The sequence below is a fragment of the Pseudoflavitalea sp. G-6-1-2 genome (assembly GCF_012927185.1).
GTDB lineage: Bacteria > Bacteroidota > Bacteroidia > Chitinophagales > Chitinophagaceae > Pseudobacter.
Window position 1 is genome coordinate 1,746,085 of sequence record NZ_JABBGB010000002.1, and the last position, 16,856, is coordinate 1,762,940.

Below are 16,856 nucleotides of genomic sequence, written 5' to 3' on the forward strand. Positions count from 1 at the left end.
TTCATCTTTGTATCGAATTAAAAATGATACAAATGAAACACGCACTGATAACAGGAGCCAACAAAAGCATCGGACTAGAAACAGCACGTCAACTACTGCAACTTGGATACTTCGTTTATCTCGGCAGCCGCAGTGTTGAGAACGGGCTGGAAGCAGCAGCACAACTTAGGGCAGAAGGATACTCCAATACCGAAGTGATTCAGCTCGACGTTACAGATGAAACATCCGTGAAAGCAGCACGCGAAATACTTGGACAGAAAACGGAAGTACTGGATGGGCTGATCAACAACGCAGGCATGTCCGGAGGATTCCCGCAAAGCGCTACCAACGTGAATATCGAAACGGTAAAGACAGTTTTTGAAACCAACCTGTTTGGTGTGATCCGCGTTACACAGGCTTTTGTAGACCTGATGCGCAATGCACCTGCTCCGCGCATCGTGAATGTAAGCTCTGCCATGGGTTCGCTCACACTGCACAGCGATCCTGCCTTTGCGTACTACGACCTGAAAGGCGCAGCCTATCTTCCGTCCAAATCTGCGCTCAATATGTATACCATCACACTGGCGTACGACCTGCGCGATACTGCCTTCAAAGTAAATACTGTAGACCCAGGTTTCACCAAAACCGATTTCAATAATCACAGAGGTACAGGCACTGTTGAAGATGCAGCTGCAAGAGTTGTGAAGTATGCCATAGTGGATGAAAACGGTCCAACAGGAAAATTCTTCAGCGAAGAATACAACCCGGTTACAGGAGAGATTCCCTGGTAGTGAAAATTTCTACTGGTTTGCGGGGATTACCGTTACAGTAAATAATGCTTATTTTAGTTCTTCTAAATCATTTGCATTATGCGCATCAGATTGTTAGTGGCTAGCTTACTCCTATCCTGTTCTGTATTTTCACAGACTATCGAAACCGTTGCTACAGGCGTTAAATCGAGCATGCGCGGACTGAGCGTGCTGAACGACAATATCGTTTGGGTGAGCGGAAGCGGCGGCACAGTAGGCCGTTCCCTCGACGGAGGAAAAACCTGGAACTGGATAACAGTACCCGGATTTGAAAAACGCGAATTCCGCGACATCGAAGCATTCGATGAGAACACAGCCGTGATCATCGCAGTGGCCGAACCCGGCAATATTCTCAAAACAACTGATGGCGGTAAAACATGGACAACTGTTTTCACCGATACCACTAAAGGCGTATTTCTGGATGCCATGGATTTCTCAGATGCGAAGAATGGCATTGTAGTGGGAGATCCGATAAACGGACAGGTATATCTCCGCGTTACAAAAGATGGCGGCAACTCCTGGGCACCCTATAAAGGTGATGCCATCAATGTACAAAAAGGCGAAGCATTCTTTGCAGCCAGCGGCACCAATATCATCTTACAGGGAAAAGATAAATTCATCGCAGTATCCGGCGGCACCATCTCCAGATTGCTGCAACCCGGTTCTGCAGTGGAACTGCCAATGGCAAAAGGAAAAGAAACCACCGGTGCATATTCATTTGCCATCTACAAAGATCAGGTGGCTGTGGTAGGCGGAGATTATATGGCTCCAAAGGAAACTGCCGGCAACTGTGTGATGTTTAAACTGTCGCAGCCTGGTTCGTTCCGCACGCCGGTTGCTCCACCCAGCGGATACATGAGCGGTGTTGAATTCATCGCTGCCGGACAGCTCATCTGCTGCGGTACAACAGGTGTAGATATTTCAGGTGATATCGGCATGCACTGGACGCAGATTTCAAAAGACAGCTACAATGCGGTGAAACGCAGCAAAACAGGCAGATCTGTTTTCCTTGCCGGAGATGGCAAAGTGTCTAAGCTGATCTATTAAAAACATACTCAGCAAAACATATTGCGGGCAGCCAATGGTTGCCCGTTTTTTATTTCTTGAACATGAAGTAGACCGCTCCCAGCAGAAACGCAAAGCTCACCAGGTATTTCCAGTGGAAGGGCTCTTTCAGATACACCACTGCAAAAACAGTGAACACCACCAGCGTGATCACTTCCTGCGTCATCTTCAGCTGAAACCCATTGAAACCATTGGTGAAGCCCCAGCGATTAGCGGGCACCATCAGGCAATATTCGAAGAAGGCAATGCCCCAGCTTACGATGATGGCTTTCCAGAGTGGTACATTGGTATTCTTGAGGTGGCCATACCAGGCGATGGTCATGAAAATATTGGAGAGAACCAGTAAGAGTATTGTTTTCATTATCGTACTGCTTTCTGAATGATGTTTTTTTGCTGTGCAAAGAAAAGCCCGTGCAATGACGGGCTTCTATATCACGATCTATATGTAAACGTTAGTAACTTAATTGAGACCGCGGAAATCCACCGGTACCAGCTTGCTCACGCCCGGCTCCTGCATGGTTACCCCGTAGATAACGTCCACCGCACTCATGGTCATTTTATTGTGCGTTACGATGATGAACTGGCTCTCTTCGGAGAACTTGCGGATCATCTGGGTGAACTTGCCAACGTTGGCATCATCAAGCGGAGCATCCACCTCATCGAGAATACAGAACGGAGCTGGTTTGATGAGATAGATCGCAAACAGCAGCGCTGTTGCAGTGAGGGTTTTCTCACCACCGCTCAACTGTGTGATGGAGCTTGGACGTTTGCCTTTGGGCTTCGCCACGATATCGATTCCTGTTTCGGCCAGGTTCTCCGGATTTACGAGAATCATATCCGCCGTATCGTCTTCCGTAAAGAGCGCCTTGAACACTTTCTGGAAGTTCTCGCGCACCGCATTGAAAGTATCGAGGAACTGCTGGTTGGCAGTGGCTTCTACTTCCTGAATGGTTTGCATCAGACTTTCCTTGGCAGTTACGAGGTCGTTCTTCTGTTCGAGGATGAACTCATAACGTTTCTTCATTTCGGTGAAGGCTTCGATAGCGGTTGGGTTCACCTCGCCGAGGTTTTCCAGACGCTTCTTCATGCGATCACATTTCTCCTGCAGCTCTTCGGTAGGGATTTCTGTTGATCTGGGTTGATCGATGATCTCGTCCAGATCGATGCGGAACTCTACGTTCAGCCTTTCTTTCATACCTGCGAGTTGCAGCTTCAGCTCGGTGAGCTTGTCTTTGATCTCGCTGAGCAGGTGTTCGAGTTGTTCGCGCTCTTTGTTCCTGGCGCGCAGCTCGGACTCTTTCTCATTGAGCGCATTGCGCATGTTATAGAAAGCCTGATCGGCTTCGTTGAGACGTTTTTCTTCTTCTTCTTTTTTGCGCATCATATCCACGAGGCCATTCTCTGCACTGGCGAGTACGGCTTCATTCTCGGTGATATTTTCGGCAGTCATTTTCAGCTGCGTGTTGTTGCTTTCGATCTGTGTGCGGAGATCGCGGAGCTGGTTGCCTTTGAACTCCAGTTCCTGCTTCAGCTGATTGATGCGGCTATGCTGGCGGGTTACCTGCAGGTTGAATTCGTTGAACGATGCAGTAGCCTGCTGGTACTGGCTTTCAGCATATTTGTATTCTTCTTCCGCTACGCGCAATGTTTCGCGGATCTCATTGAGTTTGTCTACCAGCTGCATCCACTCGTTGCGGGTTCCTTCGATAGAAGCAGAAGTGTTCTGCAGGTTCTCCTGCAGGCTTTCCATTCTGTTCTGCGAAGAACTCTGCAATCCGTGCAGGCTCTCGATCTTGTTCTGCAATGAGAACACCTGATTGGTGAGGCGGTTGATATCTTCCTGCGCCTGTTTGATGGCGGTTTCTTTCAGTTGCTCGTTGTAACCGATCACTTCGTTGTGCTTGGCCTGGATGCCGGCTTTCAACTCGTTCACGATCTTTTCCTGCGCCTGGATCTCTTCGAATAATTTCTCGAGGTTCTTGGCACGGCCGATCTTCTTTCCTTCAAAGATCCCTACGCTACCACCGGTGAGGGAGAATTTCCCTTTTACATACTTACCGGTTTTTTCGAGTATCACTGCGCCGTTGCTGTTGTTCAGGGCAGATTCGTTCTCTGCGATGAACACATTGCCCAGCAGGTGCTCGGCCAGCTGACGGTATTGTGCATCCACTTCGATCACCTGCATGGCAGGGATGGTATCGGTGGGTGCTCCGTGCTGTTCGCTGCCATGGGCGAGCTTATCGAGCAGGAAGAAGTTGGCCTTCCCTTTTTTATTGTTGTCGAGGAGATGAACGGCCTGCATACCTTCTTCGAGGTTGTTCACCACGTAGTAGTTGAGGTACGGTTCCAGCACGTTCTCCACAGCTGCGCGGTATTCTTCCTTTACATAGATGATATCGGAAAGAATGGGTGCAGTATGGTTCCAGTTGGGATTGTTATGGAGAAATTTCACGCTCTCAGGATAACCTTCCATCGAATCGATGAGGCTTTTCAGCAGATCGTATTCGTTGCGTTTGCTATCGAGTTTGCGGTTTTCTTCGGCGAGTTGCTGACGCAGTGTTTCCATTTCGGACTGCGTTTGCAGAATCTGCTCTTTGGTACGCTCGTGATGCTCCTGCAGTTGCTGCAGATCGCGTTTGCGGCTTTCGAGTTCCTGCTCACGCGTCATCATTTCTTCTTCGAGCTGCTTAAGCTGACTGCGGCGGGCTTCTTTCTCTTCTTCGATCTGCGCGATGCTGTTCTGCAGGTTGTTGATGGAAGTATCCGCTACGGCTACTTTCTTCTCGGCCTCGAACTGATTGCGCTGCATGCTGAGGTTCTCGCTGCGGAGACCGTCTACATGCACACGTTTCTGATCGAAGATGCTGCGTTTCTCTTCGGAAGAATCTTTCAGGTCTTCGAGTTGCTGTTGCAGCCCTTCGAGTTTGCCTTCTTCTTCTTCTACCTGCAATTTGGTGAATTCGATGCTCTCTTCGAGGCCTTTGAGGGTTCCTTCGCTTTTGTCGAGGAACTCAACGAGACTTGCCTCTCTTTCTTTGAGGAAATTGAGTTTCTGGGAAGCAAGATTTTTGTCGTTCTCCTTGGTGCGGAGAGCGCCCAGCAGATCGTTGAACTCGTGCTGCATGCTTTGCAGGGCGCGTTCTTTTTCGATGAAACCTACTTTTTCTGCTTCGATGCCGGCTTCTTCGTTGGCGATCACGGCTTCGAGTCGGATCTTCTTATCGGTTTCAGTTTCAGATTGCTGGTTGAGATCGCGGTAGGTAAGGTTGAATCCTTCGAGGGAGGCTTTTGCCAGCTCGATGGAGTATTCACGATACTCTTTCTTGATCTCGTAATATTTTTCAGCCTTCTTGGCCTGGTTTTCCAGACTCTTCAGCTGGTTGTTGATTTCAAAGAGCAGATCTTCGATACGGTTGAGATCCTGCTCAGTGGCATCCAGCTTTTGCTTGGCTTCTTTCTTACGTGTTTTGTAAATGGTGATTCCGGCGGCCTGTTCCAGCATGCGCCGGCGGCTGTTCTCCTTGTCTTTGATGATCTCATCCACCATGCCGAGCTCGATGATGGCATAGCTGTCGGTACTCACACCGGTATCCATGAAGAGGTTCTGGATATCTTTCAACCTGCACTGAACATCGTTCAGGCGGTATTCAGATTCGCCGCTCTTATAGAATTTACGTGTTACGGTAACAGTGTTGAATTCCGTGGGGAGGAGATTCTTGGTGTTCTCGAAGGTAAGGCTTACTTCCGCGAGCCCACTGGCAGAGCGGGTTTTGGAGCCATTGAAAACCAGGCTTTCGAGGTTTTCGCTTCGAAGATGGCTGATCTTCTGCTCACCGATCACCCAGCGGATGGAGTCGATGATATTACTCTTTCCGCATCCGTTAGGGCCAATAACCCCCGTGATACCGGTATCGAAGTTCAGCACGGTTTTATCCGCGAAACTTTTAAAGCCCTTAATTTCTAAACTCTTTAATCGCACGTGTCAATTTTTTTAAAGGACAGCAAATATAACAGCATTTAGGTACAAAATACGTGCGGGTTTTGATCCTTGCTTTTTTTGGGGTAATTACTTATGCACCATTACTTCACTTGTGCAGTTCATGGGGATAAAAAGAGCGGAAATGGCTATAAAATGGGCGTTTCGGGCACAATAATGCCTCTTGAGAGCTCCCATCCGAGAATGGCTTTCTTTCTTTCGGGACCCCAGAGGTATTCGGCGAGTGCGCCGTTTTTGCGGATCACACGGTGACATGGAATGAGAAAACCAACGGGATTGGCGCCCACAGCAGATCCTACGGCCTGCATGGCGCGCGGACTGCCGATCTCTCTGGCAACATCCTGATAAGTGGTTACGGTTCCGGCCGGGATCTTCAGTAATGCATTCCAGACTTTCACCTGAAAGTTGGTGCCCTTCACCAATACGTGGAGTTTTTCGTTTTTACCGGATGAATGGAAAATCGTTTCCACATAGGCTGCTGTCCTTTGCGGCTGATGAAGCAGTACTGCATTCTCCCAGCTCGCCTGCAATTGCGCGATAGCCATTTGATGTTGACCATCCGGTACAAAATGAAGATGACAGATGCCACGGTTGGTAGCGCCGATGATCACTTCACCAAATGGCGTTGCATGAAATCCGTAGGCAATGGTAATTCCTCCCCCGCTTTCTTTGTATTCCTGCGGTGTAACACCTTCGAGGGTTACAAATAGATCGTATACGCGGCTCTGGCTGCTGAGGCCTGCATCATCTGCTGCATCGGCGATGCTGGTGAAATTGCGCATCCGCTGTTTGAGGTAATCGGCTGTAAGAAACTGCATGAAACGTTTGGGACTGATGCCAGCCCAGTCGGTGAACATGCGCTGAAAATGGAAAGGGCTTACATGCACCTGCGCCGCCACTTCTTCGAGATCGGGTTGTTCCCTGAAATGTTCGTACAGGTATTCAATTGCCTTCGCAATGGTTTCGTATTGATGCTGTGCAGATGTCAATGGCTCGTAAAGTTTTGTATTCAGTAACATATACCAAAGGTTTTTGTTGATGAATGATGATACAAATTTGAGCCGATTGCAGAGAGGTGGCAACCCGTTTCTTGCTGAAGCCGTCTGAGTGAGAACAGGCGGGCGGCTCCCTTTAAATTTGCTAACTTGTAGCCGCGCAACATTGAACATATGAAATACATCCTCATAACAACCGTACTTTTTTTCACAGGCTTTGCTCAGCTGCGTGCGCAGCAACCAAAGATCGACAGCATCGCCTTTCATCTTTACACAGACAGCCTCAAAAAAGGAGGCGTTTACAATTACATCAATGTAGATGCAAAACTTGCCAGCGGACAATGGCTCCCACTCTCCGACAAGGAAATAAAATTCAGCAGCACAGGAGGCCGGTTCGAGGGCTGCAATCTGATCTTCGATTCGACATTCACTGCGGATAGTGTGGTAGTGACTGCAGTGTTGAAAGAAAATTCTGAGAAGCGACAGGTGATAACAATTTTTATGAAAAAAATGCCGGATCCTGATGTACTGAAGACTGTAGAGGAAATAATGAAACCTCAGAGTTCTCAAGGACGCAAAAGAAGGCGAAACTAGCGCGGGGCAAGGGTTACAGCGGAATAAAAAAATTTGAACGAATATAAATAAGATGTAATTTCGGTGAAACATGATCTATGAAAACAAATATCCACAAGAAACAAGCTCCTCTGAAAAAAGAGTTGCAGTCCGTTAAACGGCTCAAACTTTCTACCGATAGAAAGCTAACGGTAGAGGAAGGAAGAGAGCTTGCGCTAAAACTCTATGAAAAATGGTCCGCAGAAAAGAAGTCTCCATCCATCGACGTGTTATTGAACACATCTCAGCAATTGCATCTTTTATCAAAAACCAGGGACTGGCCCAAACTGCCCTGAAGTTTATCAACGACATTTTCGATCTCTTTTCAGGCCTTTCAGAAAAAAGAGTCACTCACAGGCTTTGCAGTTTCCCTAACTGGCGCCAAAAGAACTACCGTTGCGCCACTTTCAGAAAAAAATACTCAGTAGCTTATCTGGATCTCCTCCACGAGATCATCGTCAGCGATTTTGCTGTAACGAAGTATCTCGTCAGCAAGTAATGATTTAAACCGGCTAAACAAGGAAGGGCAAAGCGAACCAACGTTCACTTTGCCCTTTCAGGAGCCAAGCACAAGGTGCATCAATTGAACATCCCATATAGATAGCGTGGTGGTGATTACTGTGCTGAAAGAGAATTTTACAAAGAGACAGGCGATAACAATTTTTATGAAAAAATTGCCGGATCCCGATGTTCTTAAAAACTGTAGAGGAAATAGTGAAACCTCAGGGTTCTCAAGAGCGCAGAAAACGCCGAAAATAGCTCTGAAGCTACGTTCTATTGAATATAAAAAAATTGTATAACTAGAAAAATACCGGTCTTATGAAAACAAATATTAACAAGAAACACGCTCCGCTAAAAAAAGAGTTGCAGCGCCCTAAGAGCCGCAAAATTTCTGGCGAAAGATTACTTACGATTGATGAGGCCAGGAAGCGTGGTCACAAACTAATTGAACTATGGTTCGAAGGAAAGTTAGTGTTAGAGAAGCCGTTCTTACCCGAATCGCGGCAATAGCGTTTTACATCAAAGATCAGGGAGACTTCAAATAACCAAAGTATTAACCAATGAAAGCTGCGTCAATAGAAGAAATTAACTTAGTATGGAACTCTCTCAAAAAATAACCCCCGAACTAACTGGGGAAATGACATATGAAAGTGATATTAGTAAAGTCTGTTTAAAGAACTTATTAAACAACAAAACTGCCGGCTGAATCAGATTCAGCCGGCAGTTTTGTTGTTGGCAATGGCCGTTCTGAAGAAGAGTTATGCCTGCGGACCACGAGCATACCATACTATAACCATGGATAGACCATGAATAGGAGTCGAAGCACTAACGGAGTAAGGAGAGAGTAAGTACTGAGTGAGGTCCGGAGCAACGTGGATATGACGTGGACTTGATCTGGAAGCGAGCTGGAATTGAGGTGAACGTCTTTGCGGAGGTGTTTGGAAGGACAGCTTTGCTATTGCATGATGCATACAGCAGCTGTTGGAGTAAAATGGATGATGAATGCAATGACATTTCGGGAAGATTTCGGGTGGAATAGATCAAAAAACGATGGTTGAGATAATAAGGGTTTTTGGAGGCTTGCTCCGGAGAGAAAAATTGAATCGGTTCGCCCTAAAATGCTTCGCTTAATTATTCAACGAAGTGCTGAGAGAAAGCAATGTGCTATTCTCTTTGTTCTTTCAGACGAGTATCGTGAGATAATCCGTTGCGTATTGCATCAGGTATCTGCTGCATGCTTTCTTCACTATCAGATTGCCGCGAATATTGTGCCAGTACTGCGTTTGAGGCAGGTTGTTTTACCTGTTGTTTTTGCTGCTGTTGCTGACGTTGTTTGTAACGAAGTTGTCTGCGCTGTTTTTTGCTGAGCGTATCTATAGGCGGTACTTCTACCTTGATGATCTCCGTACAGTGGAATCTTTTATCGTACAAAGGATATTTGCCCTGATAAGGATTGGCCTGCAACACTACCATCAGTGTGCCTTTGCCGGGAACATTCGCATCGAATAGCAGGGGAGTTTCCAGTGGCTTATCTTCATTCTTTGCTGTAAATTCATGGGTGAACGCATGCTCCCTGAGGTTATTCACTTTGCCTGTTGCCAGATCGATCCTCATGGCAATAAGTTTGATCTCCATATGCGTAACACGCAACAGCCTGGGAGGTAGGATGTATCTGATGCGGAGGATATTGTCAGTGTCGGGCATATGGGAGGATACGAAATTTGCTATGCGGGTTTGTTGATTGAAACGAAAACCACGTAATCCTTCTACACCTTCTTCGATGAGTTTTTTGTTGAGGCGGTTTACATGGCTGCCATCTTTCTTTCCTTTGAGATATGGCGCTAATGCCTGGCGGATGAGCTTGCCGGTATGGCTTGCATCTCCGAATGCCTTCGCTGCACTGCGTGTAGCATCAGTTTGTGATACATGCTCAGGCATGCTGCGCAGACAATGTTTTCCGTTTCGATAGTAGCCGATGAGGTCACCGCCGAGGTTGCCGGTGAATTTTGTTTTTCCTGTTTGAATAGCCATAACGTAAGGTTTATGTATTAGGAAATGATATATGAATCTAATAAAGAGAAGCAGCGATAAATATTCAGAAGATGTTAAAACCTGTATCGGTGTTGCATTTGTGGTTACTTAAAACAGCGATTATCCCTTTCCGGGAATACCTGCATTGCGGGATATGGAATTGCGGGCAATTGCGGAAGAGCTCTGTTAAGCCCAATACAAAATTATCTCCGAATAACAGCGGGAAAAAAAACGCAAACTGGCGTTATTTTTCCCGCTGCCATGCTCTTCTTTCTATCTACTTTAGCTGTACGATTTAGTGCGCTTATACATAAACGTCTTGCAAAATAATTCTGACAATTAACCACATCGCAAGATCAAATGTAGCGCCCGGTTGCTCTATACTAACGACTATAGGGTTGGGCCTACTTTTGCTCCTTTGTGGTGTGGCCGCCGAAAGGCGGGGCCGTCAGAAGCCAGTTTTGCAAAGGAGTAAGGTAGGTTCAACCCTATAGTTGTATTCATTCCCCCAGCTTAGGGTTCCCTTCTTACCTTCCTCAGTTTTTTGTCTTCGGTTGTACTGAATTCATCCCTGATTGATGATCCATTCCTATGCTGTATTACGAAAGCCATTGCAATGCACTCCCTCTGTAAGCAGCCATTGACCTGCCCCAGTTACAATAATGAAAAATATTGCCGCAGCCTAAGCTGCGTGCTAAAGAGCCACATACAAAAATGGCCTTACCGGCCCAACCCGCCCTAAGCCGTAGTTATTCTTAACCTAATGAAACTCTTTATTTATGTTAAAGAATGCTCAACAAGAAGCCGTTCAGAATATCAGTATCGGTAAGAAAGCAGCCAACGAAGCGCAATTTCAAACAATGCTGGAGGCTGTTCAGCAACTCCGCTCGGTTCTATCCGTATTTATTCAGCATGATTTTATTGGTGTTCCGTACTCCCGCAGGTTCAGCACCAGCCGCGTTTATCTGCCGGGCCGCGATACGCATATTCCTTATATCCGATTCAGAGGGAAATGGCTGATGAAACGCGGTTTCGCCGCCAACGGGCATTTTCGAATGATTGCCCTGAAGGACTTACTGATCATCTGCCCGGATAAGACGCCGGAACCGGAAGCATCAGAAGCAGCCTGTAGAGTTATACCGATCGGCAACAAGCTTGCAGGATAATTAGAAACCAAGATCAGCTAACACCAAACCGTCAAAACATCGCCAGCGGCGAAGAAATATAAGTCAATCGCGAGACCGAGAGACAGGACACCCGCGAAGTATTTGCAGCAGCAAAACCGCCTTTACTCCGCTCGTTGCACAGAAGCCCCCTCCTCCCTCCCTCTCAAATTGATGCAAAAATCTAAAAACAGGGATTCCACCAGATGCCCACTCAGCTGGTACCGGGGCCGGGAGCGGGATATGCTGACCAGGACCTTCGACCAGGTTGCTCAACCGTCCGGCTCTGCACCACCGCTTAATCCCCCTTCCCCAAAAGCCCCATCGGAGGTAACCCCTGTCCGGCCTGGTTGTAGGACTGGTTCTGCATATCCCGGCACGGCCCCAAATCAAAACCCAATTTAACCAACCCCCACCTCGACGGTAAACCGGCTCAACAAAAAAGGGCAAAGCGAACCAACGTTCACTTTGCCCTTTCAGGAGCCAGGCACAAGGTGCATTTAACCCCAGATACCTGACGCCCGTTTGAATTTATTTTACTGCAGCTGTATCAGCCTGCATTTTCTTAGCGTCTTCAACAAATTTAGCCAGACCGATATCAGTCAGCGGATGTTTCAGCAGACCGAGGATTGCATCGAGCGGACAAGTACAAACATCAGCGCCAACCTCTGCACATTTCACAATGTGGAGCGGGTTACGGATGCTGGCAGCGAGGATCTCAGTTTTGAAACCCTGCAGGCTGTAGATGTGCGCGATCTGCTCGATCAGTTGTACACCATCCCAGCTGCTGTCGTCGATACGGCCGATGAAAGGAGAAACATAGTTTGCACCTGCTTTGGCAGCCAGAATTGCCTGACCTGCAGAGAAAACCAGTGTGCAGTTTGTTTTGATACCGTTGTCTGAGAACCATTTCAGCGCTTTCACACCGTCTTTGGTCATCGGAACTTTCACTACAATATTCGGATGGATGGCAGCGAGTTTTTTACCTTCCTCGATCATGCCTTCCAGGTCTGTAGAAATAACTTCAGCACTAACATCGCCGCCGTCTACCAGCTCGCAGATTGCGAGATAGTGTTGAGCAATTGCTTCTTCACCACGGATACCTTCTTTAGCCATCAGAGATGGGTTGGTAGTAACGCCGTCGAGAATTCCAAGATCGTGTGCTTCTTTGATCTGTGCAATGTTTGCTGTATCTATGAAGAATTTCATATCGGATTCAATTTTGATATCTGTGTACGGAGATAAATTGGAGGGAATATAGAAAAAAAAATCGGCAGATTACTTACATCGCACCGCTACAACCGCCTACCCTTGCTACCTTCCGGTCCTGGGGGGGTTCAGCAGGAGCTGGTCGTGTAAGACCTGCCGGCCGCAAAGATAGGGAGAAATCAATTGATTTCAGCACACAATTGATCAAAATATTGAAAATCAATGCTGAGTTTTTTTCTTCAATCAGCCTGAAACCTTTATGCAGCCTGCATTACAGCCACACTGCATTTCAAGGGCAATTGCCACAGAATTGTAAATTCTGTTCGCCGAATGGCGTATCAGCCAACATATATCATGGCAATATTTCCCTCTGAATTTACCCAAACCTGAATTTCCAGTTCGTCTATTTCAACTACTGTCTGCAACTCATCATCTGTTAACCAGATCTCTTCTTTGGTGAGTTCGGCTTCGGGCTGATCGATCATTTTGAGAAAAGATGCAAAATTGTATCCGATCAGGTTCACCTCGTTGTAATAACAATTGTCGCGGCACGCAATGGCAACGATCTCTCCGGATTCTTTGTCTACATTCACTTCTACACCGCCATCGAAAAAGTCGTATCCATCCCACTCATCATCATCTTCAGCTGGTATAAATTCATATGCGTATATACTCTTGTATATATCGATCTTATTGCCCAATCTGAATAAGTTCACACCGTTTCCCGGCTCAAGAATAATTTTCATGTTTGATATTTTTAGTAGCTCTGTCCTCGCATTATGCCTTGTCTTCCGGTATAGGAATTTACTCTTCCCACGCAGATCAGTTCATCTGCTCTGCCTCCGATTGGTCTGAAGTATACCAGTATCAGGTATTCGTTTTCGCTCTCCCAATAATTGCCTTCGGTGAAATCGAATGATGCCTGACGTTTGGGGTCGTTGCGATCGATGGTTACATACGTGTAATCGTAATATCCCTGCTTCAGAAAAAGACTGGTTTCGTACATGCCTTTCTCCTCATTGAAAACCATTTTCGCGGAATCGTTGAGGTTGTAGTCGGTTATTTGTCCGAATAGATATACGTCTTTATCAGGGAATGGCATATTGTTCGGTGGAGCGAATGCGAAATGCACCGTTGCGTAATCGATCTGCCAGAGCGGATTGAGACTTTCCGTTGTTTCGATGGTGTACATGCCGTTTACATCGCGGAAGAAATTGAATCGTTGTTTGCTTCGGTCGGCATCGGGCCGCATGAATATTTCCGTACTGTTGGGAAGATATTTTGCATTGAGGATACGGTCGCTCTGGAATCGCAGACTGCGCATATCCAGCCATCTCCATTCTTTTCCTGCGGGGAAGATGGCATCCTGCTCGGTGTTGTATTCAAGTATGTTCCGTGAGAAGAATGATGGACGAAGATTCACATGCGCATTGTCCCAACGGTAGTTCTGCAGTATGGCCACTTTTATCTGCTGCAGATGATTGGATACATTCAGTCCCTCACTCAGCTGCACTTTGAACTGCACTTTTTGTCCGGTTCTGAAATACTGGCCATTGAATGGTTGCTGAATCTGCGCAGGCGTACTGGCTTTTTCATCCACCACCAGCAATCGTTTGGTGATGATGGTCTTGCTGGTATCGCTATTGAGAAAAACGCGAACGATATAATTGCCGGATCGGGTTGGATAACAATTCTGATCGGGCAGGCTCGCCTGATAATGCGTATATCTTGTAAATGCGATGCTGCTGCTTCTGTAGGTATTGATGCGCTGCTGCATAAACCCCCGCATGTAATCGAACTGGCTGAGCAGGGCGGGCGTCCAGTCTGCATTGCAGAGCTGGAAAGTATAAGAATAGGCCTTCACTCCTCCCCCGATCTCGTCGAAATGCAGCTCTACTCTGTCACCGCTGTTAAGGCGGATGATGGGATATCCCAGTTGATCGCCACTCCGGAACAGCTGTACAGACTTGATATTGGACGAATATACAGCATCAGGAATCTGTGCCATCAGACTGGCAGAGATCAGCATGCAACAGAGCAGGTACAAGGTTTTCATCATCCTGGCTATTTATTGAATAAATGTACTGGACACAATGTTAACATAAATAAAGAAAAAACTTTCGCCAGATTTGAACGCAGCGGCTATTTTTGAGGCGCCGAACCCGGAAAAGGGTTCCGGTACAAAACACATTCCGCTTTGAACGTCGCCGCCTATATCGCCAAAAGAGTTGCATTCAATACCCAGAAATCGTTTTCACGTTTCGTGATCAGGTTATCGGTGGGTGCCACCATTATCAGTGTGGCGGTGATGATACTCACCCTCGCCTTCACCAATGGCTTCAAAGAAACGATCAGCCAGAAAGTATTCAGCTTCTGGGGACATATCCGCATTCAGGGATTCGGCGGCGCGCGGGTATCCATTGCGGAAGAAGCGCCCATTTTCAAGAACGATTCGGTTACCAATCTGCCAAAGCAGTTTCCACAGATAACATCGGTGCAGCCATTTGCTACGCGAAGCGCCATTCTGAAAACAGAAGAAACCATCGAAGGTGTACTGATCAAAGGCGTAGAAGCCGGTTATCATTTCAATAATCTCGGCAAGTTTCTGGTTTCGGGAAGATGGGTGCAGTTTGGCGACAGCAGTTACGCCAAAGAGATCAATCTCTCGGAATTCACTGCCAACCGGCTTCACCTTAAGGCGGGCGATTCTCTGCAATTGTATTTCATTCAGCCCGGATCTCCTGCGCGTGCAAGAAAAGTAATGGTGGCGGGCATTTTCAAAACCGGCATCGAAGAATATGATAAGATGATCGCCATCGGCGATCTCCGACTGCTGCAACGCCTCAATGGCTGGGCGCCCGATCAGATCGGCGGTTACGAACTGATGCTGAACGATTACAACGCAATGGATGAGGTGAATTACGAGATCATCTCTGCTCTGCCCATGGGCATGCGTGGCACTACTATCAGGAACCTCTACCCTAATATCTTCGACTGGCTTGGGTTGCAGAATAAGACCATCGCCATTGTACTGATAATTATGGTGGTGATTGCCACACTCAACCTGATCACCTGTTTGCTGATCCTTGTGATGGAACGCATCCGCATGGTGGGATTGCTCAAAGCGCTTGGCGCCAGCAACTGGATGATTCAGAAAATATTTCTCTTTCACGGAGCCGTGATCATCTGTTCAGGATTGCTGTTCGGCAATCTCATCGGACTGGTGATCTGCTGGCTGCAGCAGCGATACAGCCTCATTACCTTACCTGAAGACGCTTACTACATCTCCAAAATTGAAGTGCATATTGTTTGGTGGCAGGTGGCGCTGGTGAATGCAGGCACTTTCCTGATCTGCTTTTTGGTGCTGCTGATTCCTACTATTATTGTTAAGCGTGTTCAACCAGTACGTGCTATTCAGTTCAGGTAACACCAGAGCATGTATGTTAAGAAAGATTGACATTTTACAGTTTGAACCACTTATTTGGAATGCTGCTGTCGGGAAGAAAGCAGTCTATATTACTACATCATACCCCGAAGAAGAATGCTGGCTTCAGATGAATAACTTTCCGGATGAGCCTTTATGGACCTTACACTATCAGGAAAACTCAATAGATATCGAGGATACTCCAGTTACCTGGAAGGTCAATTACCGGAATAAATAATCAGGATTAGGTTCTCTATACAATATGGGAAAGGATAATGCCCGTGGCCACAGCGGCATTCAATGATTCGGCCTGCCCAATTCTTGGAATAGTTACTTTATGCTGACTCATCTCCAGCAGCTCTTCTCTGATGCCTTTCGATTCGTTCCCGATCAGCAGAATTCCTTCCTTCACCTGCTTCAACTGCGGCAATGGCGTGCCATTCAGCGTAGCGGCGTACACCGGTATATCGGCGTGTTTCTGTAAAAACTCAGGCAGATCTTCGTACACCACATGCACCCGCGCAATGCCGGCCATAGTGCTCTGTACCACTTTGGGATTGAATACATCGGCCGAATCCCGGCTACAGATAACGGTTTGGATGCCGAACCAATCCGCGCAGCGGATGATGGTTCCCAGATTGCCCGGATCCTGCACAGTATCGAGCATTAACGAAATTTTATTCCGGAGCAGCAAAGCCGGCGGAAATACAGGTTTTCTGAAAATGCCCAGCACCTGATTGGGCGTCTGCATAAAAGAAATGCGTTGCAGTTCGTCTGAAGTAACCGTCTGTACTGCATCCTGCGGCAAAAATGCCTGTTTCTGAATCCAGTTGTTCTCTGCGAATAACTGCACCAGGTCAACATTTCCGGCTGCCAGCAGTTCCTCTGTAATTTTAGGTCCTTCAGCTACAAATACGCCTTCTTCATCACGTAATTTTTTCTGGCTTAAACTTTGAATATATTTGACCTGCGTTTTAACCAACATTGCGCTTCGATTTTTGTGATGATGCTATCCGGCCAGCAAGTTAATGTTTTTGTGAAGTTATCACGGTGGGTACTTTTCGGCCTGCT

The 16,856-nt window shown here is 47.0% G+C and carries 15 protein-coding genes and 1 other RNA gene; 7 read left to right on the forward strand and 9 right to left on the reverse strand.

Translation table 11 applies throughout. The features are described from left to right. Positions 1-32: 32 nt before the first annotated feature. The gene (locus tag HHL16_RS16580) at positions 33-770 is read left to right on the forward strand and encodes an SDR family NAD(P)-dependent oxidoreductase (RefSeq protein WP_169426294.1); all 738 of its coding nucleotides are present in this window, start codon (positions 33-35) and stop codon (positions 768-770) included. Positions 771-848: 78 nt separating this feature from the next. After that, the gene (locus tag HHL16_RS16585; RefSeq protein ID WP_169426295.1) at positions 849-1,835 is read left to right on the forward strand and encodes a YCF48-related protein; all 987 of its coding nucleotides are present in this window, start codon (positions 849-851) and stop codon (positions 1,833-1,835) included. A 49-nt stretch (positions 1,836-1,884) separates the two neighbouring features. Here HHL16_RS16585 and HHL16_RS16590 read toward each other — a convergent pair whose 3' ends face one another. The 3 genes from HHL16_RS16590 to HHL16_RS16600 all read right to left on the reverse strand — a co-directional run bounded on the left by HHL16_RS16590 (position 1,885) and on the right by HHL16_RS16600 (position 6,869). Continuing rightward, entirely contained in the window at positions 1,885-2,214 is a 330-nt protein-coding gene (locus HHL16_RS16590; protein WP_169426296.1) for a DMT family protein, read from the reverse strand. 99 nt (positions 2,215-2,313) lie between these two features. Further along, positions 2,314-5,832 carry a chromosome segregation protein SMC gene (gene smc, locus HHL16_RS16595; protein ID WP_169426297.1) on the reverse strand — a complete coding sequence of 1,173 codons (3,519 nt, stop codon included), beginning with the start codon at positions 5,830-5,832 and terminating at the stop codon, positions 2,314-2,316. Between the two features lie 146 nt (positions 5,833-5,978). Further along, entirely contained in the window at positions 5,979-6,869 is an 891-nt protein-coding gene (locus tag HHL16_RS16600; RefSeq protein ID WP_169426298.1) for a methylated-DNA--[protein]-cysteine S-methyltransferase, read from the reverse strand. 150 nt (positions 6,870-7,019) lie between these two features. Here HHL16_RS16600 and HHL16_RS16605 point away from each other — a divergent pair, with 150 nt between their 5' ends. From HHL16_RS16605 to HHL16_RS16615, 3 genes are all read left to right on the forward strand, one after another. Next, a complete protein-coding gene (locus tag HHL16_RS16605; protein ID WP_169426299.1) occupies positions 7,020-7,439 on the forward strand; it encodes a hypothetical protein in 420 nt (139 codons plus the stop codon). A 211-nt stretch (positions 7,440-7,650) separates the two neighbouring features. After that, entirely contained in the window at positions 7,651-7,956 is a 306-nt protein-coding gene (locus HHL16_RS16610; protein ID WP_169426300.1) for a hypothetical protein, read from the forward strand. Positions 7,957-8,276: 320 nt separating this feature from the next. Continuing rightward, positions 8,277-8,468, forward strand: coding sequence for a hypothetical protein (locus HHL16_RS16615; protein WP_169426301.1), 192 nt, complete (start codon positions 8,277-8,279; stop codon positions 8,466-8,468). Between the two features lie 654 nt (positions 8,469-9,122). On the opposite strand, the gene HHL16_RS16620 is transcribed toward HHL16_RS16615, so the two are convergent. Next, positions 9,123-9,989, reverse strand: coding sequence for a hypothetical protein (locus HHL16_RS16620; RefSeq protein WP_169426302.1), 867 nt, complete (start codon positions 9,987-9,989; stop codon positions 9,123-9,125). A 779-nt stretch (positions 9,990-10,768) separates the two neighbouring features. On the opposite strand from HHL16_RS16620, the gene HHL16_RS16625 reads away from it, so the two are divergent. Further along, positions 10,769-11,155 carry a hypothetical protein gene (locus tag HHL16_RS16625; protein WP_169426303.1) on the forward strand — a complete coding sequence of 129 codons (387 nt, stop codon included), beginning with the start codon at positions 10,769-10,771 and terminating at the stop codon, positions 11,153-11,155. 528 nt (positions 11,156-11,683) lie between these two features. Here the strand turns inward: HHL16_RS16625 and fsa are convergent. From fsa to HHL16_RS16645, 4 genes are all read right to left on the reverse strand, one after another. Continuing rightward, the gene (gene fsa / locus HHL16_RS16630) at positions 11,684-12,361 is read right to left on the reverse strand and encodes a fructose-6-phosphate aldolase (RefSeq protein WP_169426304.1); all 678 of its coding nucleotides are present in this window, start codon (positions 12,359-12,361) and stop codon (positions 11,684-11,686) included. 59 nt (positions 12,362-12,420) lie between these two features. Beyond that, positions 12,421-12,520, reverse strand: an RNA gene (ffs, locus tag HHL16_RS16635) — signal recognition particle sRNA small type. Between the two features lie 179 nt (positions 12,521-12,699). After that, positions 12,700-13,107, reverse strand: a complete 408-nt coding sequence (locus tag HHL16_RS16640) for a hypothetical protein (RefSeq protein ID WP_169426305.1) — start codon at positions 13,105-13,107, stop codon at positions 12,700-12,702. Positions 13,108-13,118: 11 nt separating this feature from the next. Continuing rightward, a complete protein-coding gene (locus HHL16_RS16645; RefSeq protein WP_169426306.1) occupies positions 13,119-14,420 on the reverse strand; it encodes a DUF5103 domain-containing protein in 1,302 nt (433 codons plus the stop codon). A gap of 138 nt (positions 14,421-14,558) precedes the next feature. On the opposite strand from HHL16_RS16645, the gene HHL16_RS16650 reads away from it, so the two are divergent. Beyond that, on the forward strand, positions 14,559-15,788 hold the full coding sequence (locus HHL16_RS16650; protein ID WP_169426307.1) for an FtsX-like permease family protein: 1,230 nt from the start codon (positions 14,559-14,561) through the stop codon (positions 15,786-15,788). A 250-nt stretch (positions 15,789-16,038) separates the two neighbouring features. Here the strand turns inward: HHL16_RS16650 and HHL16_RS16655 are convergent, their stop codons facing one another. Then, positions 16,039-16,770: an RNA methyltransferase gene (locus HHL16_RS16655; protein ID WP_169426308.1), complete on the reverse strand. Its 732-nt coding sequence runs from the start codon at positions 16,768-16,770 to the stop codon at positions 16,039-16,041. Positions 16,771-16,856: the final 86 nt, after the last annotated feature.

Bases quoted from the DNA above. Each gene is read 5' to 3' on its own strand.
- HHL16_RS16580 (WP_169426294.1), top strand. From the start codon at position 33: ATGAAACACGCACTGATAACAGGAGCCAACAAAAGCATCGGACTAGAA.
- HHL16_RS16585 (WP_169426295.1), top strand. From the start codon at position 849: ATGCGCATCAGATTGTTAGTGGCTAGCTTACTCCTATCCTGTTCTGTA.
- HHL16_RS16590 (WP_169426296.1), bottom strand. From the start codon at position 2,214: ATGAAAACAATACTCTTACTGGTTCTCTCCAATATTTTCATGACCATC.
- HHL16_RS16600 (WP_169426298.1), bottom strand. From the start codon at position 6,869: ATGTTACTGAATACAAAACTTTACGAGCCATTGACATCTGCACAGCAT.
- HHL16_RS16605 (WP_169426299.1), top strand. From the start codon at position 7,020: ATGAAATACATCCTCATAACAACCGTACTTTTTTTCACAGGCTTTGCT.
- HHL16_RS16610 (WP_169426300.1), top strand. From the start codon at position 7,651: ATGGTCCGCAGAAAAGAAGTCTCCATCCATCGACGTGTTATTGAACAC.
- HHL16_RS16615 (WP_169426301.1), top strand. From the start codon at position 8,277: ATGAAAACAAATATTAACAAGAAACACGCTCCGCTAAAAAAAGAGTTG.
- HHL16_RS16620 (WP_169426302.1), bottom strand. From the start codon at position 9,989: ATGGCTATTCAAACAGGAAAAACAAAATTCACCGGCAACCTCGGCGGT.
- HHL16_RS16625 (WP_169426303.1), top strand. From the start codon at position 10,769: ATGTTAAAGAATGCTCAACAAGAAGCCGTTCAGAATATCAGTATCGGT.
- fsa (WP_169426304.1), bottom strand. From the start codon at position 12,361: ATGAAATTCTTCATAGATACAGCAAACATTGCACAGATCAAAGAAGCA.
- HHL16_RS16640 (WP_169426305.1), bottom strand. From the start codon at position 13,107: ATGAAAATTATTCTTGAGCCGGGAAACGGTGTGAACTTATTCAGATTG.
- HHL16_RS16645 (WP_169426306.1), bottom strand. From the start codon at position 14,420: ATGATGAAAACCTTGTACCTGCTCTGTTGCATGCTGATCTCTGCCAGT.
- HHL16_RS16655 (WP_169426308.1), bottom strand. From the start codon at position 16,770: ATGTTGGTTAAAACGCAGGTCAAATATATTCAAAGTTTAAGCCAGAAA.